The 25796-nt window shown below is 61.1% G+C and carries 26 protein-coding genes; 18 read left to right on the top strand and 8 right to left on the bottom strand.

The features are described from left to right. Positions 1-207 precede the first annotated feature (207 nt). Complete coding sequence (rpiB, locus tag D781_RS15685; RefSeq protein WP_015673312.1) at positions 208-666, bottom strand: ribose 5-phosphate isomerase B; 459 nt, start codon at positions 664-666, stop codon at positions 208-210. A gap of 317 nt (positions 667-983) precedes the next feature. Between rpiB and D781_RS15680 the strand changes: the two genes are divergently transcribed. From D781_RS15680 to D781_RS15655, 6 genes are all read left to right on the top strand, one after another. After that, entirely contained in the window at positions 984-2096 is a 1113-nt protein-coding gene (locus tag D781_RS15680; protein WP_015673311.1) for an erythritol/L-threitol dehydrogenase, read from the top strand. A gap of 65 nt (positions 2097-2161) precedes the next feature. Beyond that, a complete protein-coding gene (locus D781_RS15675; RefSeq protein ID WP_015673310.1) occupies positions 2162-3430 on the top strand; it encodes an MFS transporter in 1269 nt (422 codons plus the stop codon). A 34-nt stretch (positions 3431-3464) separates the two neighbouring features. Then, entirely contained in the window at positions 3465-4235 is a 771-nt protein-coding gene (locus D781_RS15670; RefSeq protein ID WP_015673309.1) for a GolD/DthD family dehydrogenase, read from the top strand. Positions 4236-4261: 26 nt separating this feature from the next. Further along, entirely contained in the window at positions 4262-5263 is a 1002-nt protein-coding gene (locus tag D781_RS15665) for a dihydroxyacetone kinase subunit DhaK (protein WP_015673308.1), read from the top strand. A gap of 4 nt (positions 5264-5267) precedes the next feature. Then, on the top strand, positions 5268-5924 hold the full coding sequence (gene dhaL, locus D781_RS15660; protein WP_015673307.1) for a dihydroxyacetone kinase subunit DhaL: 657 nt from the start codon (positions 5268-5270) through the stop codon (positions 5922-5924). 153 nt (positions 5925-6077) lie between these two features. Continuing rightward, positions 6078-7040 (top strand): sugar-binding transcriptional regulator, encoded by a 963-nt coding sequence (locus D781_RS15655; protein ID WP_015673306.1) that lies wholly within the window; start codon positions 6078-6080, stop codon positions 7038-7040. A gap of 70 nt (positions 7041-7110) precedes the next feature. Here the strand turns inward: D781_RS15655 and D781_RS15650 are convergent, their stop codons facing one another. After that, positions 7111-7704, bottom strand: a complete 594-nt coding sequence (locus D781_RS15650; RefSeq protein ID WP_015673305.1) for a lytic polysaccharide monooxygenase — start codon at positions 7702-7704, stop codon at positions 7111-7113. A gap of 354 nt (positions 7705-8058) precedes the next feature. On the opposite strand from D781_RS15650, the gene D781_RS15645 reads away from it, so the two are divergent. Further along, a complete protein-coding gene (locus tag D781_RS15645; protein ID WP_015673304.1) occupies positions 8059-8988 on the top strand; it encodes a LysR substrate-binding domain-containing protein in 930 nt (309 codons plus the stop codon). A gap of 275 nt (positions 8989-9263) precedes the next feature. Further along, positions 9264-11543: an NADP-dependent oxaloacetate-decarboxylating malate dehydrogenase gene (maeB, locus tag D781_RS15640; protein WP_015673303.1), complete on the top strand. Its 2280-nt coding sequence runs from the start codon at positions 9264-9266 to the stop codon at positions 11541-11543. 57 nt (positions 11544-11600) lie between these two features. Here the strand turns inward: maeB and mmuM are convergent, their stop codons facing one another. Both mmuM and mmuP read right to left on the bottom strand, forming a co-directional pair. Then, positions 11601-12542 carry a homocysteine S-methyltransferase gene (gene mmuM, locus D781_RS15635; RefSeq protein ID WP_015673302.1) on the bottom strand — a complete coding sequence of 314 codons (942 nt, stop codon included), beginning with the start codon at positions 12540-12542 and terminating at the stop codon, positions 11601-11603. Next, the gene (gene mmuP, locus D781_RS15630; RefSeq protein ID WP_015673301.1) at positions 12532-13953 is read right to left on the bottom strand and encodes an S-methylmethionine permease; all 1422 of its coding nucleotides are present in this window, start codon (positions 13951-13953) and stop codon (positions 12532-12534) included. The genes mmuM and mmuP overlap by 11 nt, the downstream gene beginning before the upstream one ends. Positions 13954-14110: 157 nt before the next feature. On the opposite strand from mmuP, the gene D781_RS15625 reads away from it, so the two are divergent. Further along, entirely contained in the window at positions 14111-14953 is an 843-nt protein-coding gene (locus D781_RS15625) for a ChaN family lipoprotein (protein WP_015673300.1), read from the top strand. Here D781_RS15625 and D781_RS15620 read toward each other — a convergent pair. From D781_RS15620 to amiA, 3 genes are all read right to left on the bottom strand, one after another. Continuing rightward, positions 14950-15399, bottom strand: coding sequence for a YaiI/YqxD family protein (locus D781_RS15620; RefSeq protein WP_015673299.1), 450 nt, complete (start codon positions 15397-15399; stop codon positions 14950-14952). The two genes, D781_RS15625 and D781_RS15620, sit on opposite strands and share 4 nt — an antisense overlap. Beyond that, on the bottom strand, positions 15399-16319 hold the full coding sequence (hemF, locus tag D781_RS15615) for an oxygen-dependent coproporphyrinogen oxidase (protein WP_015673298.1): 921 nt from the start codon (positions 16317-16319) through the stop codon (positions 15399-15401). The genes D781_RS15620 and hemF overlap by 1 nt, the downstream gene beginning before the upstream one ends. A 65-nt stretch (positions 16320-16384) precedes the next feature. Continuing rightward, positions 16385-17269 carry an N-acetylmuramoyl-L-alanine amidase AmiA gene (gene amiA, locus D781_RS15610; RefSeq protein WP_015673297.1) on the bottom strand — a complete coding sequence of 295 codons (885 nt, stop codon included), beginning with the start codon at positions 17267-17269 and terminating at the stop codon, positions 16385-16387. A 202-nt stretch (positions 17270-17471) separates the two neighbouring features. Here amiA and D781_RS15605 point away from each other — a divergent pair, with 202 nt between their 5' ends. Next, positions 17472-17897: a GNAT family acetyltransferase gene (locus D781_RS15605; protein WP_015673296.1), complete on the top strand. Its 426-nt coding sequence runs from the start codon at positions 17472-17474 to the stop codon at positions 17895-17897. 36 nt (positions 17898-17933) lie between these two features. Here the strand turns inward: D781_RS15605 and D781_RS15600 are convergent, their stop codons facing one another. Then, positions 17934-18326 carry a YgiW/YdeI family stress tolerance OB fold protein gene (locus D781_RS15600; RefSeq protein WP_015673295.1) on the bottom strand — a complete coding sequence of 131 codons (393 nt, stop codon included), beginning with the start codon at positions 18324-18326 and terminating at the stop codon, positions 17934-17936. Between the two features lie 195 nt (positions 18327-18521). Here D781_RS15600 and D781_RS15595 point away from each other — a divergent pair, with 195 nt between their 5' ends. The 8 genes from D781_RS15595 to cysM all read left to right on the top strand — a co-directional run bounded on the left by D781_RS15595 (position 18522) and on the right by cysM (position 25732). Further along, positions 18522-18977, top strand: coding sequence for a DUF2919 domain-containing protein (locus D781_RS15595; protein WP_015673294.1), 456 nt, complete (start codon positions 18522-18524; stop codon positions 18975-18977). Between the two features lie 152 nt (positions 18978-19129). Beyond that, the gene (locus D781_RS15590) at positions 19130-19714 is read left to right on the top strand and encodes an RpoE-regulated lipoprotein (protein ID WP_015673293.1); all 585 of its coding nucleotides are present in this window, start codon (positions 19130-19132) and stop codon (positions 19712-19714) included. Between the two features lie 136 nt (positions 19715-19850). Further along, positions 19851-20753: a Dyp-type peroxidase gene (locus D781_RS15585; RefSeq protein ID WP_015673292.1), complete on the top strand. Its 903-nt coding sequence runs from the start codon at positions 19851-19853 to the stop codon at positions 20751-20753. Between the two features lie 203 nt (positions 20754-20956). Continuing rightward, on the top strand, positions 20957-21979 hold the full coding sequence (locus D781_RS15580; RefSeq protein ID WP_015673291.1) for a sulfate ABC transporter substrate-binding protein: 1023 nt from the start codon (positions 20957-20959) through the stop codon (positions 21977-21979). Beyond that, positions 21979-22818 (top strand): sulfate/thiosulfate ABC transporter permease CysT, encoded by an 840-nt coding sequence (gene cysT, locus D781_RS15575; RefSeq protein WP_015673290.1) that lies wholly within the window; start codon positions 21979-21981, stop codon positions 22816-22818. The genes D781_RS15580 and cysT overlap by 1 nt, the downstream gene beginning before the upstream one ends. Continuing rightward, positions 22818-23687, top strand: coding sequence for a sulfate/thiosulfate ABC transporter permease CysW (cysW, locus tag D781_RS15570; protein WP_015673289.1), 870 nt, complete (start codon positions 22818-22820; stop codon positions 23685-23687). Before cysT ends, cysW begins: the two co-directional genes overlap by 1 nt. Beyond that, entirely contained in the window at positions 23684-24772 is a 1089-nt protein-coding gene (gene cysA, locus D781_RS15565; RefSeq protein ID WP_015673288.1) for a sulfate/thiosulfate ABC transporter ATP-binding protein CysA, read from the top strand. The genes cysW and cysA overlap by 4 nt, the downstream gene beginning before the upstream one ends. A 78-nt stretch (positions 24773-24850) precedes the next feature. Beyond that, entirely contained in the window at positions 24851-25732 is an 882-nt protein-coding gene (gene cysM / locus D781_RS15560) for a cysteine synthase CysM (protein WP_015673287.1), read from the top strand. Positions 25733-25796: the final 64 nt, after the last annotated feature.

Below are 25796 nucleotides of genomic sequence, written 5' to 3'. Positions count from 1 at the left end.
TTCATCTCTAAGGGGGCAGCAGCGCAGCAGCGCGCTTTTGCGCCATCAGGTTAAACGTCTATTTAATAGGGTGAACACACTGCATCATAGGTGTGCCAAATAAAATGCGCTTTTTCTGATTGTTGCGATGGATAAGAACAATGGATCCCGAGTAAACGCAGGCAGGGCGCGCATTGGCGCGCGCCTGCCCCTGGCCGGAAAGCGGTGTCAGCGTGGTTGGGCCGCCTGTTCGTAGTGGCTGATCTTCGCCACTTTGGGCGCCGATCCGCCGCCTTCAAACTCGGAGGCCAGCCAAGCGTCGACGATGGTTTTCGCCAGTTCCGCGCCGATCACCCGCGCGCCCAGCGTAATGATCTGGGCGTCATTGCTCTTGCGCGCCCGCTGTGCCGAATAGGTATCGTGGCACTGGGCGGCGCGTATCCCCGGCACCTTATTGGCAACGATGCTCATGCCAATCCCGGTGCCGCATAACAGAATACCACGTTGATGCCGTTCGTTCCTGATGGCTTGCGCTACCTGGAAGGCGATATCGGGGTAGATCCCGTTATCGTCGCCGCGATCGCGGGTGTAATCGGTGACGGCGATATCGCGTTGCTGCAGATAGGCAACGATCACGTTCTTCAATTCAATGGCGGCATCATCGGCGCCGATGGCAATAGGCAACATAACGATCTCCTGGTTGATAGCGGAAAGGCTGACGATCCTCGCGGGTACGTCTGCTGTTGAAGATATCGCCAACGATACAAATGTTCAATACACGTTCTTTTGTTTTGTCTGTTTTAAGTGTGAATGTGGCATTTTAAGTGATGATGATCACGTAAATGACGCTTGATAGCGCTTTTGTCGCGTTGAAAGGCGAGTTTTTGAGCGTAATCACAGTTTGAAAAGTTCATGGTGGGCAAATCTGTCGGCTGAGTTTAGTGTTCATTTGTTCTTATTTTGTATTAATGTTCATGATAGTGACCCAGCCAGAGGATAAAACTATGTGTCAGACCTGTGTAACAGCGGCAAAAATGGCGGACGGCATCCCAGAAACCATGAAGGCGATCGTTGCCTACGCGCCAAAGGATTACCGCCTGGAAGAGGTAGCGGTGCCGAAGATCGGCCCGAAAGAGATCCTGGTGAAGATCGAGGCCTGCGGCATCTGCGCCGGCGATATCAAGGCGTTTGAAGGCGCGCCGAGCTTCTGGGGTGATGAGACGCAGCCGGCCTATATCAAGGCGCCGATGATCCCGGGGCATGAGTTTATCGGCCACGTGGTCGGCTACGGCGAGGGCGTGGAAGGGTTTGAGATCGGCGACCGGGTGATCTCCGAGCAGATCGTCCCCTGTTGGCAGTGCCGTTTCTGCAACCGCGGTCAGTACTGGATGTGTGAAAAACACGATCTGTACGGCTTCCAAAAGAACGTCAACGGCGGCATGGCCGAATACATGAAGTTCACCAAAGAGGCGATTAACTACCACGTACCGGCGGATCTGCCGATTGAAAAAGCCATTCTGATCGAACCTTACGCCTGTTCGTTCCATGCGGTGCAGCGCGCCAATATCAAACTGGGGGACGTGGTGGTGCTGGCCGGGGCCGGTACGCTGGGCCTGGGGATGATCGGCGCGATTAAAAAATCCGGGCCGTCGAAGCTGATCGTGCTCGATCTGTCGGATGACCGGCTGGCGCTGGCGAAGACCTTCGGCGCGGATCTGACGCTCAATCCGACCCGCGACGACGTACCGGCGATCGTCAAACAGCTGACCGACGGCTACGGCTGCGATATCTACATTGAAGCCACCGGCGCGCAGAAATCGGTGGAGCAGGGGCTGACGCTGATCCGCAAGCTCGGCACCTTCGTGGAGTTCTCGGTGTTCAAGGATCCGGTGACCGTTGACTGGAGCATCATCAGCGACCGCAAAGAGCTGGACGTGCTCGGCTCTCACCTTGGCCCGTACTGCTATCCGCTGGTGATTGAAGGCATCCACAACGGCGATTTGCCGACCGAAGGGGTAGTGACCCACACCCTGCCGCTGGAGCAGTTCGCCGAAGGTTTCGAGCTGATGAAACGCGGCATCGGGTCGATCAAAGTGGTGCTTAATCCAAACCTGTAAACCTGCGCCATTCCTCGGGTGCAGGCCTGCCTGCGCCTCCACAATGACATGTGTTGGGGTGTTCTATGTTGCACGGACTGATTCATCGCATTGGTCTTTCACCGAAACTGCTGCTGGGCTATGCCGGCGTGCTGGTGTTTATGATGGGGGAAGGGCTGGAGCAGGGCTGGCTGTCGCCCTATCTGATCGGCAAGGGGCTGAGCATTCAGGAGTCGGCGCTGCTGTTTAGCGTGTACGGCTTTGCCGCCGCCATCGCCGCCTGGTTCTCCGGCGTGCTGGCGGAAATTTTCACCGCCCGCCGGGTGATGCTGGCCGGCCTGCTGCTGTTCCTGTTCGGCTCGGTGTGTTTTCTGCTGTTTGGCCTGCCTAGCAATAACCTGTCGATTATGGTGCCGACCTACGCCCTGCGCGGGCTGGGCTACCCGCTGTTCGCCTACGGTTTTCTGGTCTGGGTGGCCTATGAGGCACCGCCGGAAAGGCTGGGCTCCGCCGTGGGCATTTTCTGGTTTGTCTACAGCGGCGGGCTGAGCGTGCTGGGCGTGCTCTACTCCAGCATCATGCTGCCGTATCTCGGCGAGATTCATACCCTGTGGAGCGCGCTGATCTTTGTGGTGCTGGGGGCGGCGATCGCTCTGTTGCTGAACCGCGGAACGCCTGACGGGCAAAGCGCCAATAAAGAGAAGGCGTCGCTGAGCTATGTGCTGAAGGGCATCACCATCGCGTTTGAAAATCCGAAGATTGGTCTGGGCGGCATCGTGCGCACCATCAATACCTCGGCGGCTTACGGCTTCGTGGTGTTTATGCCGATGTACATGATGGATATGGGCTTCACCCGCACCCACTGGCTGCAGATGTACGCCGCGCTGTGGACGGTGAACATTATTTTCAACCTGATTTTCGGCGTGATCAGCGACGGCCTGGGCTGGCGTAACGTGGTGATGTGGTTCGGCTGCGTCGGCTGCGCGATTACCACGCTGATGTTCTATTACGCCCCGCAGTTCTTCGGCGCCAATTACCTGATCACCGTGGCCGCCGCCGGCCTGTTCGGCGCCTGCCTGGCCGCCTTTGTACCGCTGTCGGCGATTATGCCGTCGCTGGCGCCGGAGAATAAAGGTGCGGCGATGTCGATTTTAAACCTCGGCGCCGGCCTGAGCACCTTCGTCGGGCCGGCGGTGGTGGGGCTGTTTATCGGCAGCCTCGGCGCGGTCGGGGTGATCTGGATCTTCACCGGTCTGTATCTGTTCAGCGGCGTGCTGATGAAATTCGTCACGCTGCCGAAAGAAGCGCCCGGCGGGGCCAAAGACGCCAACCCCAGTTTGGCGAAAATATCCTGATGCAACGTGATACCCATCGTTTAGGGAGAGAAAGATGAACAATCAGCAACGGGCAGGCGACAGCGCGCTGACCCTACAGGGCAAGGTGGCGCTGATCACCGGCGGCGGCGCCGGCATCGGCTACGCGATTGCCGAACAGTATGTGCAGCACGGCGCGCGCGTGGTGCTGCTGGACCGCGCCCCCGACGTGGCGGCCACGGCGCAGGGGCTTGACGCCGAACATGCGCTGGGCCTCGTCGCCGACGTGACCGATCGGGCCTCGGTGGAACAGGCGCTGGCCGACGCTCTGGCGCATTTCGGCCGGCTGGACGTGCTGGTCAACAGCGCCGGCATCGTGGCGCTGAATCCGGCGGAGGAGGTGACGGAGGCGGAGTGGGACGCCACGCTGGCGGTGAACCTGAAGGGCGTTTTTCTTACCAGTCAGGCCGCTGGACGGCATTTTATCCGCCAGCGCAGCGGCAGCATTATCAACCTGGCTTCGCAGGCGGGCGTGGTGGCGCTGCCCAACCATCTGGCCTACTGCGCCAGCAAGGCCGGCGTCATTGGCCTGACGCAGGTGCTGGCGCTGGAGTGGGGGCCGCACAACGTGCGGGTGAACGCCATATCGCCCACCGTGGTGCTGACCGAACTGGGGCGCAAGGCGTGGTCCGGCGAACCGGCGCGGCAGATGCTCGACAAAATCCCGCTGCGCCGCTTTGCCGAACCGCAGGATATCGCCGCCGGCGCGCTGTTTCTGGCCGGCGACGGCGCAGCAATGATTAACGGCGCGAATCTGGTGATCGACGGCGGATACACCATTCAGTAATTCATCTTCAGGCGAGAGAGGCAGCAATGAACAGAATTATCAACGACCCCGACCACGTGGTGGAAGACGCGATTCAGGGCTATCTGCAGGCGCATCCCGACTATTTCAGCCCTACCGAGAACGCCCGGGTGCTGAAGTATCCCGCCGCGCCGATCGGCGGCAAGGTGGGTATCGTCACCGGCGGCGGTTCCGGCCATGAACCGGCGTTTCTGGGCTATGTGGGCAAAAATATGCTGGATGCGGTGGCGATCGGCGAAATCTTCTCGTCGCCGACCGCCGGCGCTTTTCTTGACGCGTTTAAAGCCGCCGACGGCGGCGCCGGCGTCGCCTGCCTGTACGGCAACTATGCCGGCGATAATATGAACGTCAAAATGGCGATGAAAAAGGCCGCCGCCGCCGGCATTACGGTGAAAACCGTGGTGGCGAACGATGACGTAGCTTCAGCGCCGGCCAGTGAAATCGACAAACGCCGCGGCGTGGCCGGGGAAATCATGATGTGGAAAGTCGGCGCCGCCGCCGCCGCCAAAGGCTATGACCTGGACGGGGTGATCGGCGCGGCGCAAAAGGCGATCGACAGCTGCCGTTCGATCGGCGTGGGGCTGAGCTCCTGCACCATTCCTGCGGTGGGCAAGCCCAACTTCCACATCGAGGACGGCAAAATGGAGATTGGCATCGGCCACCACGGCGAGCCGGGCATTGAGGTGTCGCCGATCCAGCCGGCGTCCGGCATGGCGGCGACCATGCTGGATTTCATCCTCGGCGATATGCCGCTGGAGCAGGGGGATGAGGTGGCGGTGCTGGTTTCCGGCCTGGGAGCCACGCCGGTGATGGAGCTGTATATTTATTATGGCGAAATCGCCCAGCGTCTGGCGGCGCGCGGCATCACGGTTCACCGGCGCTACGTCGGCAACTACTTCACTTCGCTGGAGATGATGGGCGTGACGCTGACGGTGATGAAGCTGGATGATGAACTGAAAACCCTTATTGATATGCCAAGCCAGTCGCTGGGTTTGACCCAGGTGGAGTGACGTGATGACAGAACAGATTTCTACGCAGTACGGTAATGAGATGGTCGAAGGGCTAGTGACGGTGATCGTCAGCCACCGCGAGTTCCTGAGCGAGATCGACGGCGCAATCGGCGACGGCGATCACGGCATCAATATGGCCAAGGGTTTTACCCTGTGCGGCGAGGCGATGAAAGGCAAGACGCTGTCGCTGGCGCAGGCGTTTGATACGCTGTCCGATGCGCTGATGGAGGGCATCGGCGGTTCGATGGGGCCGCTGTACGGCAGCCTGTTTATGGGTATGGCGGACAGCGTGCGCGAGAAGGCGCAGCTGGATGCGCCGGCGTTTCTCGCCATGCTGCAGCAGGGGCTGAGCGAGCTGCAGGATATCAGCAGCGCCGGCGTTGGCGACAAGTGCCTGATGGATACGCTGATCCCGGCGGTGGCGGCGTTTGAGCAGGCGCTGCAGCGCGGCGACGACTTCTCCGGCGCGCTGGCGCAGATGAAGCAGGCGGCGGCGGACGGGCGCGACTCCACCCGCGATCTGGTGGCGAAAATCGGCCGCGCCAGCCGGCTGGGCGAGCGTTCGCGCGGCGTGCTGGATGCGGGGGCGGTCTCCTGCTGTTTGCTGCTGACCACGCTGGCGGAGGCGACGGAGCGGCGTTTGCAGACCGTGGCCGCCTGAGTTGCCGCGGCGTTTCGGCGCCGCCGTGATGCAACGCCAATTATTTAGGGTATATACTGGCGACAGTTAAGTTTTATCGCACAATGGGTTCAGAGACGCTGAACCCATTTTGCCGATAACCGGCCCAATCTGCCGTGGGGAATCGTGTAACGGATGGAAAAACAAACAGTGTCCCAGGATAACGAACTACTGACTGAAATTGCCGTTGCGTATTATCAGGACGAAATCACCCAGGAAGAGATCGCCAAAAAATTCGGCATCTCGCGCATTAAAGTGGGGCGTCTGCTCAAGCGTGCGAAGGAAGAGGGCATCGTTGAGATTACCGTGCGTTACCACCCGGTGTTCAGCACCCGGCTGGAACAGCAGATGCTGGAGCGTTTTCCCATCAGCCGTGCGCTGATCGCCCTTGACCATCAGGATGAAGATGAGCAGCGGCGGCAGGTGGCGGCGCTGGTGTCCAATTACCTGTCGATGTCGCTGAAGGATGATATGGTGCTGGCGGTCGGGCAGGGGCGCAACGTGGCGGCGATTGCCGATCACGTCGGCAGCGTGCCGGAACGCAACTGTCGGTTTATCAGCGGTATCGGCGGCACCCACCGGCCCGGCGATGCGATTAACGCCGATCATATCAGCCGCCGGCTGGCGAAAAAGTTCGGCGGCAGCAGCGAGACGCTGTACGCGCCGGCCTACGTGGAGAACCGCGCGCTGAAGCAGGCCTTTATGCAAAACGGCACCATCAAGGAGACGCTGGACCGGGCGCGCAAGGCCGACGTGGCGCTGGTGGGCATCGGCGATATGAACGAAAACAGCTACATGGTCAAACTGGGCTGGTTTACGCCGCATGAGATTATCGACGCCAGCCTCAATCAGGGGGTGATCGGCGATATCGCCGGCTATGATTTTTTCAACGCCCAGGGGCAGCACGTGGACACGGTGATGAACGACCGGGTGATCGGGCTGAGCATCGACGAACTGCGTAAAATCCCCTGCGTAATTGCCATCGCCTCAGAAAACACCAAGGCGCTGGCGATCCTCGGCGCGCTGCGCACCGGCGCGATTGATATTATCGCCACCAGCGCGTTGAATATCCGCACCCTGCTGAATATGTCGCAGTAGGCGACAATCCTCCCCGATTCGCCATAAAAAGGGTCAGCGCAGCGCTGACCCTTTGGCATTTCCTGGCCGGTTAATTGCTCAGGTTCACGTCAATCGCCTGGTAGAACGCGTTGGCGGTATCGGCTACGTCCCACACAGCAAGGATCACGTGCGAACCGCTGCGGTCCGCCGGTATGGTGCACTTATGCGACACCTTGGCCGCCGGAATGGCGCCGCCGTCATCGTACTGACAGAACGGCGTCAGATCGAAAGAGGCGCGGCTCAGCGGCTGTGAGGCGTCCCAACCCGGCTTGGTAATAAAGTAACGCCAGCTGGTGGTGCTGTGGCGTGCGGTGAGGTTCCAGGTGAAGGTGTTTTCGCCGGTGCGCAGATTCAGCTTGTTCCAGCGGGTTGGCGTTTGCTGATCCAGCTCGAAGAAGGTGGCTTTGTCGGCGCTGGCGATGTGACCGTCCGGCGGACCGGCCTGCGGGAAGCCCTTCAGGCCTTCCACGCTTTGCGGTTCATACTGCACGCTGCCGCACTGGGTGTTGAGCTGCTGTTTGCACTGGTAGGCGCGGCTGGCGGGAGACTCCACATAGCCGTGCGCGCTGGCGGTGTGGGAGACGCCCAGCGTGGCGGCGCTGAGCAGGCCAAGGGTCATCAGAGTCCGGGTCATAGTGTTCATGGTATTACTCCTGATTAAGGTTTGATGTTCGGGTAGTGCTTATTTCACCGACGCATTAGCAGACGAGAAGTTAAATAACCTGTCTGCATCGGCTGGTTATATTTTTGTCCGGGCGGAGGAGGTGAATAACGGAATTATTTGTTGATGATGAACTGAATTTATTATTGTGAACGGCATTGTCGGTCACGTTGAAATAAATGCCGGCACGGATGCGGATTGACGAATACGATGGTTTATTTATACCGCGCATGACTTGCCGTGTCCGGCAGGGTTGGCGGTGTGGCCTGTTTTTTATCTTTTTCACCGTGGGAAATTAGCGTCAATTTTTTCTTTATTCGTCAAAGAGGAATGTTTATGACCAGATTATCCCTGGATGCGATTAAAATAATCAGCACCATCAAAGAAACCGGTTCATTTTCTATGGCGGCGGACGTGCTGCATAAAACGCCGTCGGCCATCTCTTACCGCGTCGCCAATATTGAAAATAAACTGAATGTAAAACTGTTTCACCGCCACGGCCCGGTGGTCAGCCTGACGGAGGAGGGCGAGTTTTTATTAACGGAGGGACGCTGGATCGTCAACGCGGTGCAGGATCTGGAAAACCGCGTGCGCAATATCCCCAAACTGACGCACGAGATTCGCATTGTGGTCGACACCTTTTTCCCACACGCCTGCCTGACGCAGGATATCCGTGAATTTATTGGCCGCTATCCCCACGCCAGTATCAGCGTACGGCGCGAGACGTTGAACGGCGTCTGGGATGCGTTAAAAAGCAACCGGGCGGACCTGGCGATCGCCACCGGAGCGGTGCCGGATAACGTCGCGGCGAAAACGCTGATGCTGGGCAAGCTGGATTTTGCGCTCTGTATTTCTCCTTCGCACCCGTTTGCCGCCCATCGCAGGCCGGTGAGTAAACAGCAGCGGCTGGACGATATTCTGATCGCCATCGGCGACAGCAGCCACGAACTGCCCCGGCGGCAGGGCGAAGCGCTGCCGCTGCAGCGGCAACTGCAGCTGTGCGATGTGGAGAGCGCGCTGTCGCTGCTGAAACGCGGCGTGGGGCACGCGTTTCTGCCGCCGGCGCTGGTGGCCGCGGAGCTGGAGAAGGGCGAACTGGTGACGGCCGACGTCGACTGGGCGAAGGGGGATGAGATGCTGTGGCTGGCCTGGCACCCGGCCTGCCGGGGCGAGGCGTTTGACTGGTGGCGGCAGCGGCTGCGCGACAAGAGCGCACGGTTCGGCTGCGAAGGGTATGAAATGGTGCGCGAGGGGGGATGCCGCTAGTTGCTGCCGACGCCGGGCTGGTTGGGCCTGCGGAACGGCGGTTTTTTTCTTGTCCATTCTGTGTTACATGTTTTTAACCTAATGCATACCTTTCATACATGAAGTTGTCCGGAAGCGGCAGGGCGCAGCGCCTTGCCACAACTTCAATTATTTCAGGTATCTGAAAGTTTCGCGCAGGGTTATGGCAGGCTTCAAAGTTTGCGGCGATTCTCTCACTATACTGGTGTAACAAAACAGCCTTACCTCAGATAAAAGTAAAAACAAAGGACCCTATAATGGACGAACAGCTCAAACAGAGTGCCCTTGATTTCCATCAGTTTCCTGTTCCAGGGAAAATCCAGGTTTCCCCAACCAAACCGCTGGCCACCCAGCGCGATCTGGCGCTGGCCTACTCGCCGGGCGTCGCCGCGCCTTGCCTGGAAATTGCCGAAGATCCGCTGGCGGCCTACAAATATACCGCCCGCGGCAACCTGGTGGCGGTGATCTCCAACGGCACCGCGGTGCTGGGGCTGGGCAATATCGGCGCGCTGGCCGGTAAGCCGGTGATGGAGGGCAAAGGCGTACTGTTCAAGAAGTTTTCCGGCATCGACGTGTTCGATATTGAAGTGGACGAAAATGACCCGGATAAGCTGATCGACGTGATCGCCGCGCTGGAGCCAACCTTCGGCGGCATCAACCTGGAAGATATCAAAGCGCCGGAATGCTTCTATATCGAGAAAAAGCTGCGCGAGCGGATGAAAATCCCGGTGTTCCACGACGACCAGCACGGTACGGCGATCATCACTACCGCGGCGGTGCTGAACGGCCTGCGGGTGGTGAAGAAAAATATTTCCGATGTGCGTCTGGTGGTATCCGGCGCCGGCGCGGCGTCGATCGCCTGCCTTAACCTGCTGGTGGCGCTGGGGCTGCATCGGCAGAACATCACGGTGTGCGACTCCAAAGGGGTGATCTACCAAGGCCGTGACGAGAAAATGGAAGAAACCAAGGCCGCCTACGCCATCGAGGACAACGGGCAGCGCACGCTGGCCGACGCCATTCCGGACGCCGATATCTTCCTTGGCTGCTCTGGCCCGGGCGTGCTGACGCAGGAGATGGTGAAAACCATGGCGCGGGATCCGCTGATCATGGCGCTGGCCAACCCGGAACCGGAAATTCTGCCGCCGCTGGCGAAGGAAGTGCGCCCGGACGCGATTATCTGCACCGGCCGCTCCGACTACCCGAACCAGGTCAACAACGTGCTGTGCTTCCCGTTTATTTTCCGCGGCGCGCTGGACGTCGGCGCCACCACCATCAACGAAGAGATGAAGCTGGCCTGCGTGCATGCGATTGCCGACCTGGCGCTGGCGGAGCAGAGCGACGTGGTAGCCTCCGCCTATGACGATCAGGATCTGTCATTCGGCCCGGACTACATTATTCCCAAGCCGTTTGACCCGCGCCTGATCGTCAAGATCGCGCCGGCGGTGGCCAAGGCGGCGATGGATTCGGGCGTGGCGATGCGGCCGATTGAAGACTTCGACGCCTACGTGGAGAAACTGACCGAGTTCGTTTACAAAACCAACCTGTTTATGAAGCCGATCTTCGCCCAGGCGCGCAAAGAGATGAAGCGCGTGGTGCTGGCGGAAGGTGAAGAGGAGCGGGTGCTGCACGCCACGCAGGAGCTGGTGTCGCAGGGGCTGGCGTTCCCGATTCTGGTCGGGCGTCCGAGCGTGATTGAGATGCGCCTGAAAAAACTCGGCCTGCAGATGACGCCGGGCAAAGACTTTGAGGTGGTGAATAACGAATCCGATCCGCGTTTTAAAGAGTACTGGGGCGAGTATTACCAGATCATGAAGCGCCGCGGCGTTTCGCAGGAGCAGGCGCGTCGCGCGGTGATCGGCAACCCGTCGCTGATTGCCGCCATTATGCTGCATCGCGGCGAGGCCGACGCGATGATTTGCGGCACCATCGGCAGCTACCATGAGCACTATGAGGTGGTGAAAAACGTGTTCGGCTTCCGCGAGGGCGCGCACGTCGCCGGGGCGATGAACGCCCTGCTGCTGCCGAGCGGCAACACCTTTATCGCCGATACCTACGTCAACGACGATCCGACGCCGGAACAGCTGGCGGAAATTACCCTGATGGCGGCGGAAACCGTGCGGCGCTTCGGCATTGAACCGAAGGTCGCGCTGCTGTCGCACTCCAGCTTCGGCTCTTCCGACTGCCCGGCGGCGCGCAAAATGCGCAAAACGCTGGAGCTGGTCAACAGCATGGCGCCGGAGCTGGAAATTGACGGCGAAATGCACGGCGACGCCGCGCTGGTGGAAAGCATCCGTCACGATCTGATGCCGGACAGCCCGCTGAAAGGCTCGGCCAACCTGCTGATCATGCCGAATATGGAGGCCGCGCGCATCAGCTACAACCTGCTGCGCGTCTCCTCTTCTGAAGGGGTGACCGTCGGGCCGGTGCTGATGGGGGTGGCGAAGCCGGTGCACATCCTGACGCCGATCGCCTCGGTGCGACGCATCGTTAATATGGTGGCGCTGGCGGTGGTTGAGGCGCAGACCGCGCCGCTGTAATCGTCGCGCGGTGGCGTATATGAGAAGGGCGCAGCGGATGCTGCGCCCTTTTGTCGTTTAGCGTCCGGCGAGCTGGCCGGCGATAGCGCGGATATCCTGCGGCGTGGTGCGGCAGCAGCCGCCGATCAGACGCGCGCCGCTCTGCCGCCAGGCGTCCAGCTGGCCGATCAGGCTGCCGTGCTCGCCGTCGCAGGCGTGCCAGGTTTTGCTGACCGCGTCGTAGTGTTCGCCGGAGTTCGGGTACGCCAGCAGCGGCAGCGTGGTCAGCGCGGCCAGCGTGCGCAGCGCCGGGGTCACCTGTTCCAGCGCGATGCAGTTGACGCCGACCGCCAGCGCCTGCGGGCTGGCGTTCAGCAGGGCGGCGACCTCGGCAAGCGGCGTGCCGTCGCTCAGGTGCTCGCTGTCGCGCAGCGTAAAGGAGAACCAGGCGCCCAGCGTCGGATAGTCCGCCAGCAGCGTCAGCAGCGCCTGCAGTTCGGCAAACGAGGGCAGGGTTTCGCAGGCCAGCAGGTCAACGCCGGCGGCGGCCAGCGCCGCGATGCGCGGACGGTGGAAGGCGATCATCTCCGCCTGCGGCAGCTGATAATCACCGCGGTATTCGGAGCCGTCGGCCAGAAACGCGCCGTAGGGGCCGACGGAGCCGGCCACCAGCAGCGGCGCCGCCTGCGGCTGCTGCGCCAGATAGTCCGCGCGCGCCTGCTGCGCCAGCTGCACGCTGGTGGCAATCAGCGTCAGCGCCTGTTCCTCATTCAGGCCGCGGCGCAAAAAGCCCTGCGGCGTGGCCTGGTAGCTGGCGGTAATGGCGCACTGCGCGCCGGCGCGGAAATAATCCAGATGCACCTGATAGATAAGCGTGGGGTTTTCCAGCAACACCTTGGCGGACCAGAGCGGATCGCTTAAATCGCAGCCGCGCGCCTCCAGCTCGGTGGCCAGCGCGCCGTCGAGAATCAACGCGCGTTCGTCAGCCAACAGCGGGGCCAGAGGATTATTAACCGACATGTTTTTCTCCTGCATTGAGTTCGGTGGTTTTTTTGCCTGCGCCGTGGCTGACATAGTAGGCGACATAGCACAGTGCGACAAACGGCAGGCCGCAATAGAGCGCAATGCGCTGTTCGGCGTCGAAGGCCAGGCCGATGCACGCCAGCAGACAGAGTGCGAAGCCGGCGATCGGCGTCAGCGGGTAGGCGGGCGCGCGGAACTTGAGGCCGCTCAGCGGCTGGCCGCTGCGCAGATAGCTGCGGCGAAACGCGTAGTGGGCCGCGCAGATGCTTAGCCACACCGCCACCACGGCGAAGCCGGAAATCGCCGACAGCGCGACGAATACCGTATCCGGCGCAATCACGCTGGTCAGCAGCGCCAGTACGCCGCCGAGCATGCTGAAGGTCAGGGCGTTAAACGGGATGCCGCGGCGGTTGACCCGGGCAAAGTAGGCCGGCAGCGTGCGCTGATTGGCCAGCGACCACAGCATGCGCCCGGAGGCGTACAGCCCCGAGTTGGCGGCCGACAGAATGGCGGTCAGGATCACAAAGTTGAAGATATCGGCGGCGTAGGGCACGCCGATACGCTCAAAGACCAGCACAAACGGGCTTTTCACCACCCCGGCCTGCTCCATCGGCAGCAGGGCCGCCAGCACGAATACCGTGCCGATAAAGAACACCATCAGGCGGATCACCGTGGTGCGGATCGCCCAGGGCACGACTTTTTCCGGGTTTTCGGTTTCGCCGGCGGCGATGCCGATCAGCTCCGTGCCGGAAAAGGCGAAGTTCACCGCCACCATGGTCATCAGAATCGGCAGCGTGCCGTTCGGCAGCCAGCCGGAGGCGGTGAGGTTGTGCAGGAACGGCGCCGGCGTGCCGTCCTTCATCGGAATAATGCCGAACAGCGCCGCGCCGCCCAGAATGATAAACGCCAGAATGGTGACCACCTTGATCAGCGAGAACCAGAACTCGCTTTCGGCGAAGAAGCGGGTGGTGACCACGTTCAGCAGGAAAATCGCCGCGCAGAAAATCAGGCACCACAGCCACACTGGCGACTGCGGAAACCAGTACTGCATGCAGAAGCCGGCAGCGGTCAGGCTGGAGCCGAGCGCCACCGTCCAGGTCAGCCAGTACAGCCAGGCGACGGTGTAGCCGGTCGCCGGGCCGAGATAGCGCGAGGCGTAGACGTGGAACGCGCCGGTTTCCGGCATGGCGACGGCAAGCTCGCCGAGGCACAGCATCACCAAATAAACCACCAGCGCGCCGATCAGGTAGGCCAGCAGCGTACCGAGTGCGCCGGTGGAGGCGATGATATAGCCGGTGTTGAAGAACAATCCGGTGCCGATCACGCCGCCGAGGGAAAGCATCACCAGATGGCGGGCCTTCATGCTGCGTTTTAACTGCCCTTCATGGCTGACAGAAGATGTTTGCATTTCTTGTCCGTATAGACGTCTAAGTATCTAAATGGCTAGTCGTTATACCCGCTCCGCACGGCGAAATCAATGCGCAAAGCGGTTTAGCGCCAATTTGTTATTTGTAAATGATAATTGTTATCTATAATGGGCGCACGATCGGCAGAAGGATAACACTATGAAATTTTGGGTTTTCATCGCCGCGCTGGCGCTCAGTGCCTGCTCGCAGGTTCCTGCTGGGCAGAACAGCGGCAAGGCCGCGCCGCCGCCGGGCGTCATCACCGATTTGCGCAGCGGCGAAACGTTGACGCCGCCGCAGCTGCTGGCGCGGCTGGCGCAGGCGCCACGGCTGATCGTCGGCGAGAAGCACGATAACCCTTATCACCATCGCGCGGAGCTGTGGCTGGTGCAGCAGTTGCCGCAGCAGCGTCCGCAGGGCAGCGTGCTGCTGGAGATGATCAACCCCGACCGGCAGGCGCAGGTCGATGCGCTGCAAGCGCGTCTGCAGCGCGGCGAGCGGGTGGCGTCGGGCGAACTGCCGACGGAATTGGGCTGGCGGCAGAGCTGGCCATGGGCGCAGTACGGCGATCTGGTGACCGCCGCGCTGATGGCGCCGTATCCGCTGTGGTCGGCCAATCTGGACCGCAGTGAGATTAGGGCGATTTATCAGCGGCCGCAGCTGCCGCCGGGCCGGCTATCCACCCGCGCCGCGGTGCGTCAGGGGCTGGCGGAAACCATTCGCGCCGCCCACGGCGGCCAGATTGAGGCACCGCAGCTGGCGGCGATGGTCGCCATTCAACAGCAGCGCGATCGCCGTATGGCGCAGCGGCTGCTGGCGGCGCCGACGCCGAGCCTGCTGATTGCCGGCGGCTATCATGCTTCCCGGCTGGTGGGGGTGCCGCTGCATATGCAGGATTTACAGCCGGCGGTGCGGCCGGCGGTGCTGATGCTGGTGGAGCAGGGGAGCGAAGTGGGTAAGGAGCAGGCCGACTACCTGTGGGCGACGCCGGCGGCGGACTAGCGTTTACGCTGCTGCAGCCACTTATCCAGCTCGTTGGCGAACTGCTGGCGGTCGCGCTGGTTCAGGGCGTTCGGGCCGCCGGTCTGAATGCCGCTGGCGCGCAGGGTATCCATAAAATCGCGCATATTGAGCCGCTCGCGAATGGTGGCCGGGGTATAGCGTTCGCCGCGCGGATTCAGCGCCGCCGCGCCTTTTTCTATCACTTCCGCCGCCAGCGGAATATCGGCGGTGATCACCAGATCGCCCGCTTCGCAGCGGCGGACGATCTCGTTGTCCGCCACGTCGAAACCGGCGGCCACCTGCAGCGTGCGCAGATACTTCGACGGCGGCGTGCGCAGCGGCTGGTTGGCCACCAGCGTCACCAGCGTGGCGGTGCGATCGGCGGCGCGGAACAGCACCTCTTTAATCACGTTCGGACAGGCGTCCGCATCAACCCAAATCTGCATTACGCTTCCTCCTGCAGCCAGTCGCGTACCGGCAGGAAGTCGCGGTACAGCAGCGCTTCCGGGCTGCCTTCTTCCGGCTGATAGCCATATTCCCAGCGCACCAGCGGCGGCATCGACATCAGGATCGACTCGGTACGGCCACCGGTCTGCAGGCCGAACAGCGTGCCGCGGTCCCACACCAGGTTGAATTCGACGTAGCGGCCGCGGCGGTACAGCTGAAACGCACGCTCTTTCTCGCCCCAGCTCAGGGCCTTGCGCTTCGCCACGATCGGCAGATAGGCATCGAGGAAACCGTTGCCGACCGCGCGGGTAAAGGCAAAGCAGTGTTCAAAGCCCGGGCCGTTCAGATCGTCGAAGAACAGCCCGCCGATGCCACGCGCTTCGTTGCGGTGTTTGATAAAGAAGTAGTCGTCGCACCACTTTTTATACGTCGGGTAGACCTCGTCGCCAAACGGCGCGCACAGCTGCTGCGCGGTACGGTGCCAGTGCACCGCGTCCTCTTTAAAGCCGTAATAGGGGGTTAAATCAAAGCCGCCGCCGAACCACCACACCGGCGCTTCACCCGGCTTTTCGGCAATAAAGAAGCGCACGTTGGCGTGGCTGGTGGGGATATAGGGGTTCAGCGGGTGGATCACCAGGGAGACGCCCATCGCCTGGAAGCTGCGGCCCGCCAGTTCCGGGCGGTGCGCGGTGGCGGACGCCGGCAGCATCGCGCCGGAGACGTGCGAAAAGTTGACCCCGGCCTGTTCGAACACCGCGCCCTGGGTCAGCACCCGGCTGCGGCCGCCGCCGCCTTCCGCGCGCGTCCAGCTGTCTTCAACAAAGGCGCCGCCGCCGTCGGCCTGCGCCAGTTGTTCGCAGATGCGGTCTTGCAGCGCCAGCAGAAAGGATTTTACTTCAGCGATATCAGGTGAGCTCATCGGGTCGTTCGCACGTCAGTCTTAAACAGCCGACAAGTATATACCCAAAAGCGCCGCCGAGGCGATTAGGCCGTGCGCCGGCGGTCCGCCTCGCGCAAGAAGGCGAGAATGCCGTCGGCGATGGCGCGGGCGATCTTTTCGCGGAAGGCGGTGGTGCCGAGCAGCTGCTCTTCATGCGGGTTGGTGATAAACGAGGTCTCCACCAGCACCGACGGAATGGACGGGGATTTCAGCACCGCAAACGCCGCCTGCTCGGTGCTTTGGCTGTGCAGATGGTGCACCGGGCGGATCTGCCCCAGCACGTGGCGGCCAAGGGTCAGGCTGTTGTTGATGGTGTTGGTCTGCACCAGATCGAACAGCGCCTGCTGCAGATAATTATCCTGCTGCTTATATTTGGCGCCGGCCACCTCATCGGCGGCGTTTTCACGTTTTGACAGATAGCGTGCCATGGCGCTGCTGGCGCCGCGGTTGGACAGGGCGAAGACCGAGGCGCCGTTGGCCGACGGATTGGTGAAGCCGTCGGCGTGGATGGAAAGAAACAGATCGGCCTGATGCTGGTGGGCAATTTCCACCCGCTGGAACAGCGGAATAAAGTGGTCTTCTTCACGCGTCAGCCGCGCCTCGACGTGGTCGTGCTGGTGCAGAAAGCGGCGCACGTGATTGGCAATTTCCAGCACCACGTGCTTTTCCTGTGCGCCTTCGTGGCCGACCGCGCCCGAGTCGATGCCGCCGTGGCCGGGGTCGAGCATCACCAGCCGCTTGCTGCCGGCCGGCTTGGCGGCCGGTCTGGCGTGCGCGCTGCGCAGCATGCCGCCGGACTCCCGCGCCTGCGCTACGCCGGCTTTGCCACCGAGCAGGGCAAACGCCAGGCCCGACAGCAGCAGTTGGCGACGTGAGGACGAGGTGTTCAGCGGGGTGAAGTTAAGAAAGGGTTTTAGCTGTTTTTTCATGCCGTTGTGCTCCGTCGCTGCAAACTATTTGCAATGTTATATCGTATTGAACGGCGGCGTTCGAGATGATAACTATTTCCATTTATTAACAGGGTTTCCGTTGCCAAGGGCGAAAAAGGCGTTCTCTTTCAGCATCCTTGCGGCAGCGCCGCTTATTTGGGATATAATCAGAGAAATAACTCATTAACGGCGGCGAACAACGATGGAAATTCGCGTATTTCGGCAAGACGACTTTGAAGAGGTCATCACGCTTTGGGAAAGGTGCGACCTGCTGCGCCCGTGGAACGATCCGGAAATGGATATCGAACGTAAACTGCATCACGATGCCGATCTGTTCCTGGTGGCGGAAGTCGGCGGTGAGGTGGTCGGCTCGGTGATGGGGGGTTATGACGGCCACCGCGGCTCGGCCTATTATCTTGGCGTGCACCCGGATTATCGCGGCCGCGGCATCGCCAACGCGCTGATTAACCGGCTGGAAAAGAAGCTGATGGCGCGCGGCTGTCCGAAAATCCAGCTGGTGGTGCGCGAGGATAACGACACCGTGGTCGAAATGTATGAAAAGCTCGGCTATGAAATCCAGGGCATTACCAGCCTGGGCAAACGGCTGATCGAAGATCAGGAATACTGAGCCGAGAGGGCGGCGCTGGCCGCCGCCCCGTCAGCGTTACTGGATTTTCTTGAGGTTTTTCACATCCACTTCCAGCTTGCTCCACTCTTTATCAACCTTACCTTCCAGCTGAACTTTATCTTTCGGCGTAATAGTCTGGCCGTTCCAGCGTTTGTGGTCGATTTCCACCGTCAGCGTGCCGGTGGCGTCGCGGAAGGTGTAGGTGTCGTCGCCGACGCGCTGTTCAATATTGCCTTGCAGCATCACCCAGGCGTCATCGCTCATCGATTTCACCTTGTCGACCGTGGTCAGCGAAGCGCTGGGGCCGGAAAAACCGCCCTGCTGAGTCTGTTGCACGTTCTGCGCGCCGGGGCCGTCGAAGCCGCCCTGCTGCGCCAGAACCGGGGTGCTGCACAGGGCGATCAATGCTGCCAGAGTCAGTTTTTTCATTGTTAAGCTTCCTTTTCGTTTTGCAGTGAATCGTGCGCGCCGGCGAGCGGCGTCGCTCAGTTGATAGTGCTAAGTAAAGCACATCAATCTTAAGAGCTTCTTAAGCCGGCGCAGGAATTTCTGCCGGCAGGATTGAAATTGTCGTTGCGGACTCCCATCTGTGTCTGCACAACAACGGATAATAAGGAAACGGCCGTGAAGCCTTCTCCCGTACTTTCCCCGGATGATTACGACAGCCACGGCGTGTTGCGCCTGCCGCTGTGGTTCTGGGGCGTGTTAATTTTGCAGGCGCGCACCTGGCTGCTGTTTGTGATGGCCGGTGCCTCGCGTCAGCAGGGGGAGAGCATGTTGGCGCTGTTTTACCCCGACACCCGCTCTTTTTGGTACGGTATGGCGCTCGGCCTGCCGGCGGCGCTGGCGTTTTTGCTCAGCGGACGCCGGGCGCAGTGGCCGCGGCTGTGGCGCGCCTGGCGCTGGGTGTTGCTGCTGTCGCTGCTGGCGGCGCTGGGCGGTTCGCTGGCGGGCGTCTGGCAGGGGGAGGGCGCGCCGCTGCTTGACGGCGTGCTGGCGCTGCTGGATGCGCTGGCGCTGGGCTATCTGTTGATTAACCGCCGTCTGCGCGCCTGTTTCTCGGATTCCGCGCAACAGTAGCGCGCCGGTTTGCGGCACTTTTCGCATTTTCTGCACTCCAAGCAGGCAACCGATGGTGAAGCGCCGGCCAGTGTGAGAGGCTGGCGTTCACATAACGCGAATAACCGCGGAGGCGCAGCCCGCCCCCGCGACCGATGTTAAGGAGCTACGAAATGAATATTCGCCCGCTGTTGTTAGGGCTGCCGCTGGTGCTGACCGGCTGTTCGACGATGTCCAATTTCTCCTGGTCAAGCCTGTCGCCGTTCAACTGGTTCGGCAGCAGTCTGGAAGTCAGCGGCAAAGGCGTCGGCGACATTAACGGCGGCACGCCGATGCTGGAGCACGCGATCGACGAGGGCCTGGATGGCAATTATCGCCTGCGTAGCGGCATGGGCACCAATAACGGCCAGATCGTCGCCTTTTATCAGGCGATGGACGGCAACGACATCAAGCTGGTGATCAGCGGCGAGCCGAAAGGCAGCGTGCAGCGGGTCGACGTGATGGATCAGGACGTGGTGACCGCCTGGGGCAGCAAGCTCGGCACGCCGTTCAGCGAGCTGTACAGCAAGGCCTTCGGCGCCTGTAAGCCGGGCGAGGGCGAAGACGTCGGCAAGGTCGAGTGCGTCGCCGGCCAGAGCCGCTACGTCACTTATCTGTTCAGCGGCCAGTGGGCCGGGCCGAAGGATATCATGCCGCCGGACGATACCCTGCAGAACTGGACGGTCAGCAAAATTGTCTGGCACGCCAAGCCGCAGTAAACGCTCTGCGACGGCGTGAGTAATTTTCTTTGCGTTCAGGCAAGGTAATCCCGCCCGCTTGCGGTATGATTATGGCTGATTTTAACCGCGCGGGCGCGGCCTGCGCGGTGAGCGAATAAGGAACGAGGGTAACTACATGACACAGGTTCAGAGCGGTCTTTTGCTGGAGCACTGCCGTTTCGCCATTTTTATGGAAGCCATGGTTCAGGGGGAGTTTGCCGATCTGCGTCAGGGCTGCAAGCAGTTTTGCCAGACGCTGAGCGAACTGCAGCAACAATTCCCTGACGCCAAACTGGGGGCGGTGGTCGCCTTTGGTTACGACGTCTGGCACGATCTTTCCAACGGTCAGGGTGCGTCGGAGCTCAAGCCTTTCACCCCGCTCGGCAAAGGGCTGGCGCCGGCGACGCAGCGCGATCTGCTGATTCACATCCAGTCGTTACGTCATGATGTTAACTTTACCCTGGCGCAGGCGGCGCTGGCGGCCTTCGGCAACACCATCAAGGTGGAAGAAGAGACCCACGGTTTCCGCTGGGTGGAAGAGCGCGATCTGAGCGGCTTTATCGACGGCACCGAAAACCCGCAGGGCGAGCAGCGTGCGGAAGTGGCGGTGATTGGCGAAGACGACGCACAGGACGCCGGCGGCAGCTACGTGTTCGTCCAGCGTTATGAACACAACCTGCGCCAGTGGTCGCGCTTTAGCACCGAGCAGCAGGAACAGACTATCGGCCGCACCAAGCAGGACAGCGAAGAGCTGCCGCCGGAAGCGCGGCCAAATACCTCGCACGTCAGCCGCGTCGATCTGAAAGAGAACGGCAAGGGGCTGAAAATTCTGCGCCAGAGTCTGCCGTACGGCACCGCCAGCGGTAAGCACGGCCTGTTCTTTATCGCCTACTGCGCGCGTCTGCATAATATCGAACAGCAGCTGCTGAGCATGTTCGGTGAAACGGACGGCAAGCATGACGCCATGCTGCGCTTCACCCGCGCGGTGAGCGGCAGCTACTACTTTGCGCCGTCGCTGACGCGTTTGCTGGCGCTGTAATGCGCCGCGCGGGGCCGCAGCGCCGGCCCCGTCACCTCTCTTCAGCCCCACCCACCATACCGCTCCGCGCCTGCCTTATAGCATTTGATGCTTGTAAATCACCAAACGGTATATAAAAGCGTTACGGATCTGCACCGAGTTATAAATACACTGATCACCCGGGGGATAACACCCGACAGATTGATCGAGTAATAAGGTGCAAAATGAAACAGACGCGGGTTAAACATATGATGCTGAAAGGGTGGCTGGCGGCGGCGTTGCTGGCCAGCGGCACCGCTTCGGCCACTGAATTATTAAACAGTTCCTATGATGTTTCCCGCGAACTGTTTACCGCGCTGAACCCGGGCTTTATCCAGCAGTGGAATCAGCAGCATCCGGATGACAAGCTGACCATCAAGCAGTCGCACGCCGGCTCTTCCAAGCAGGCGCTGGCGATTCTGCAGGGGCTGCGTGCCGACGTGGTGACCTACAACCAGGTGACCGATGTGCAGATTCTGCACGATCGCGGCCGGCTGATCGCCGGCGACTGGCAGACGCGCCTGCCGAATAACAGCTCGCCGTTTTACTCCACCATGGCGTTCCTGGTGCGCAAGGACAACCCGAAAGGCATCCATGACTGGAACGACCTGGTGCGCGACGACGTAAAACTGGTGTTCCCGAACCCGAAAACCTCGGGCAACGGCCGCTACACCTATCTGGCCGCCTGGGGCGCAGCCAGCCAGGCCGACGGCAATGACGCGGCGAAAACGCGCGACTTTATGACCCGCTTTTTGAAAAACGTGGTGGTCTTCGACACCGGCGGCCGCGGTGCGACCACGACCTTTGTCGAACGCGGCCTCGGCGACGTGCTGATCAGTTTTGAGTCGGAAGTGAATAACATCCGCAAGCAGTACGGCGAGGATAAATATCAGGTGATCGTCCCGCCGGTCGATATTCTGGCCGAGTTCCCGGTGGCCTGGGTGGATAAAAACGTCGAGCGCAACGGCAGCGAGCAGGCGGCGAAGGCCTACCTGAACTACCTGTACAGCCCGGCGGCGCAGCAGGTGATCACCGGCTATTACTACCGCGTTAACGATGCGCAGGCGATGGCGGCGGCGAAGGACAAGTTCCCGCAGACCAAGCTGTTCCGGGTGGAAGATCAGTTCGGCGGCTGGCCGCAGGTGATGAAAACCCACTTTGCCAGCGGCGGTGAGCTGGACCAGTTATTAGCGGCAGGGCGTAAGTAATGTTGTCGTTAGCCCGCTCCAGTAAACGCGTACTGCCCGGCTTTGGTCTGAGCCTGGGCAGCAGCCTGTTTTATACCTGCCTGATCCTGCTGCTGCCGCTGAGCGCGCTGGTGATGCAGCTGTCGCAGATGACTCTGGCGCAGTATTGGGAAGTGATCGCCAACCCGCAGGTGGTGGCGGCCTATAAGGTCACGCTGCTGGCGGCCGGCGTGGCCAGCCTGTTCAACGCGCTGTTCGGCATGCTGATGGCGTGGATCCTGACCCGCTACCGTTTTCCCGGCCGTTCGCTGCTGGACGGCCTGATTGACCTGCCGTTTGCGCTGCCGACCGCCGTTGCCGGCCTGACGCTGGCCGGACTGTTTTCCACCACCGGCTGGTACGGTCAGTGGCTGGCGCACTTTGATATCAAAGTGACCTTTACCTGGATTGGCATTGCGGTGGCAATGGCGTTTACCAGCCTGCCGTTTGTGGTGCGTACCGTACAGCCGGTGCTGGAAGAGCTGGGGCCGGAGTATGAAGAGGCGGCAGAAACGCTGGGCGCCACCCGCTGGCAGAGTTTTCGCCGCGTAGTACTGCCGGAAGTTGCGCCGGCACTGCTGGCCGGCACCGCGATTTCCTTCACCCGCAGCCTGGGTGAGTTCGGCGCCGTGATCTTTATCGCCGGCAACATCGCCTGGAAAACCGAAGTGACCTCGCTGATGATTTTTGTGCGCCTGCAAGAGTTTGACTACCCGGCGGCCAGCGCCATCGCCTCCGTGATTCTGGCGGCGTCGCTGCTGCTGTTATTCAGCATCAACCTGCTGCAAAGCCGCTTCGGCAAGCGTATTGGGGGGCACTAATGGCTGATATCTCTGCCTTCAACGGCGCACAGCGGCAGCGCATCAACTGGGGAAAATGGGCGCTGATTGCCATTGGCGTGCTGTTTTCACTGTTGCTGCTGGTGATCCCGATGATTTCTATTTTCGCCGAGGCCTTCTCCAAGGGCGGCAGCGAGATGTGGCGCAACCTGATGGATGCGGACATGCTGCACGCCATCTGGCTGACGGTGCTGATCGCTTTGATCACCGTGCCGGTCAACCTGATTTTCGGCACTCTGCTGGCCTGGCTGGTGACGCGTTTCACCTTCCCGGGGCGCCAGCTGCTGCTGACGCTGATCGACATTCCGTTCGCGGTATCGCCGGTGGTGGCGGGCCTGATTTACCTGCTGTTCTACGGCAGCAACGGGCTGCTGGGCGGCTGGCTGGATGCGCATAACATCCAACTGATGTTCTCCTGGCCGGGGATGGTGCTGGTGACGGTGTTTGTCACCTGCCCGTTCGTGGTGCGTGAGCTGGTGCCGATGATGCTCAGCCAGGGCAGCCAGGAAGACGAGGCCGCTATTTTGCTGGGCGCTTCCGGCTGGCAGATGTTCCGCCGGGTGACGCTGCCCAATATCCGCTGGGCGCTGCTGTACGGCGTGGTGCTGACCAACGCCCGCGCCATCGGCGAGTTCGGCGCCGTATCGGTGGTTTCTGGCTCGATCCGCGGGGAAACCTACAGTCTGCCGCTGCAGGTTGAGCTGCTGCAGCAGGATTACAACACCGTCGGCTCGTTTACCGCCGCCGCGTTGCTGACCATTATGGCGATAGTGACCCTATTTTTGAAAAGCGCTCTGCAATGGCGTCTGGAACGACAGAACGTGCGCCGCGAGCGGGAGGAAAACCAATGAGCATTGAGATTAACAACATCAGCAAATATTTCGGTCGCACCAAAGTATTGAACGACATCTCGCTCGATATTCCTTCCGGCGAGATGGTGGCGCTGCTCGGGCCGTCCGGCTCCGGCAAAACCACGCTGCTGCGCATTATCGCCGGGCTGGAAGCTCAGAGCGGCGGTACGCTGGGCTTTCACGGCACCGACGTCAGCCGGATGCACGCGCGCGATCGCCGCGTGGGATTTGTGTTCCAGCACTATGCGCTGTTCCGTCATATGACGGTGTTCGATAACATCGCCTTCGGCCTGACGGTGCTGCCGCGTCGCGAACGTCCCAATGCGCAGGCGATCAAACAGAAAGTCGAGCGGCTGCTGGAGATGGTGCAGCTGGCGCATCTGGCCAACCGCTATCCTTCACAGCTGTCCGGCGGGCAGAAGCAGCGCGTGGCGCTGGCACGCGCGCTGGCGGTAGAGCCGCAGATCCTGTTGCTGGATGAGCCGTTCGGCGCGCTGGACGCGCAGGTGCGTAAAGAGCTGCGCCGCTGGCTGCGTCAGCTGCATGAAGAGCTGAAGTTCACCAGCGTGTTCGTTACCCACGATCAGGAAGAGGCGATGGAAGTGGCGGACAGCATTGTGGTGATGAGCCAGGGCAATATCGAACAGGTCGGCTCGCCGGTCGAGATTATGCGTGAGCCGGCCAGCCGCTTCGTGCTGGAGTTTATGGGCGAGGTGAACCGCCTGAACGGCGAAATCCGCGGTTCGCAGCTGTTTGTCGGTGCGCATCAATGGCCGCTGGCGTTCCAGCCGATGCACCAGGGCAGCGTCGAACTGTTCCTGCGCCCGTGGGAAATGGAAGTCAGCAGCGAGAGCAGCGCCCGCTGTCCGCTGCCGGTTCAGGTGCTGGAAGTCAGCCCGCGCGGCCATTTCTGGCAGCTGACGGTACAGCCGATCGGCTGGCATCAGGAGCCGATTACGGTGGTGCTGGCGGAAGGGCATGACACGCCGGTGCGCGGCAGCCGCTACTTTGTCGGCGGCCTGAATGCGCGTCTGTATGCCGGCGAGCAATTGCTACAACCGGTTGCGCTTGCCAAAAGCGCCTGATAGTTTTTAATTCCCCATTAGAAAAATAACAGGGTCCGGCAGCGCCGGACCCTATTACATTATGCACAGGCAAAGATTGTGACAACGCTGGAACAACACATCGGCAATACGCCGCTGATCAAATTACAACGTCTGGCTCTCGATTCGGGCAGTGAAGTCTGGGTCAAGCTGGAAGGCAACAACCCGGCCGGCTCGGTCAAAGACCGCGCGGCGCTGGCGATGATCCAGCAGGCCGAACGGCGTGGCGAAATCGCCCCCGGCGACGTGCTGATCGAGGCCACCAGTGGCAATACCGGCATTGCGCTGGCGATGATTGCCGCGATGAAAGGCTACCGGCTGAAGCTGCTGATGCCGGAAAATATGAGCATGGAGCGTCAGGCGGCGATGCGCGCCTACGGCGCCGAGCTGATTCTGGTCAGCCGCGAGCAGGGGATGGAAGGCGCGCGCGATCTGGCGCTGGAGATGGAGCGTCAGGGGCAGGGCAAGGTGCTGGACCAGTTTAATAACCCGGATAACCCTTACGCGCATTTCACCACCACCGGGCCGGAAATCTGGCGGCAGAGTGAAGGACGCGTGACGCACTTCGTTTCCAGCATGGGCACCACCGGCACCATTACCGGCGTCGGCGAGTATCTGAAGCAGCAGAACGCCGCGGTGCAGATTATCGGCCTGCAGCCGGCGGAGGGCAGCAATATTCCCGGCATTCGCCGCTGGTCGCCGGCCTACCTGCCGGGGATCTTCCGCCCGGAGCTGGTGGATCGGGTGCTGGATATCAGCCAGGACGCTGCTGAAACCACCATGCGTCAACTGGCGCAGCGTGAGGGCATCTTCTGCGGCGTCAGCTCCGGCGGCGCGGTGGCGGGGGCCTTACAGATAGCCGCCGCCCATCCCGGCAGCGTGGTCGTGGCGATTATCTGCGATCGCGGCGACCGCTATCTGTCCACCGGGGTGTTTGCCTAAGGCTGTCCCGCGGCCTTGCTCTTCACTATCTCTTCGTTTCGTCCGGTATTTTCCGGACGAACAT

The organism is Serratia sp. FGI94 (assembly GCF_000330865.1).
Classification (GTDB): domain Bacteria; phylum Pseudomonadota; class Gammaproteobacteria; order Enterobacterales; family Enterobacteriaceae; genus Serratia_B; species Serratia_B rubidaea.
The sequence above is the reverse complement of the archived record's forward strand: the minus strand, read 5'-3'. Positions and strand labels throughout refer to the sequence as shown.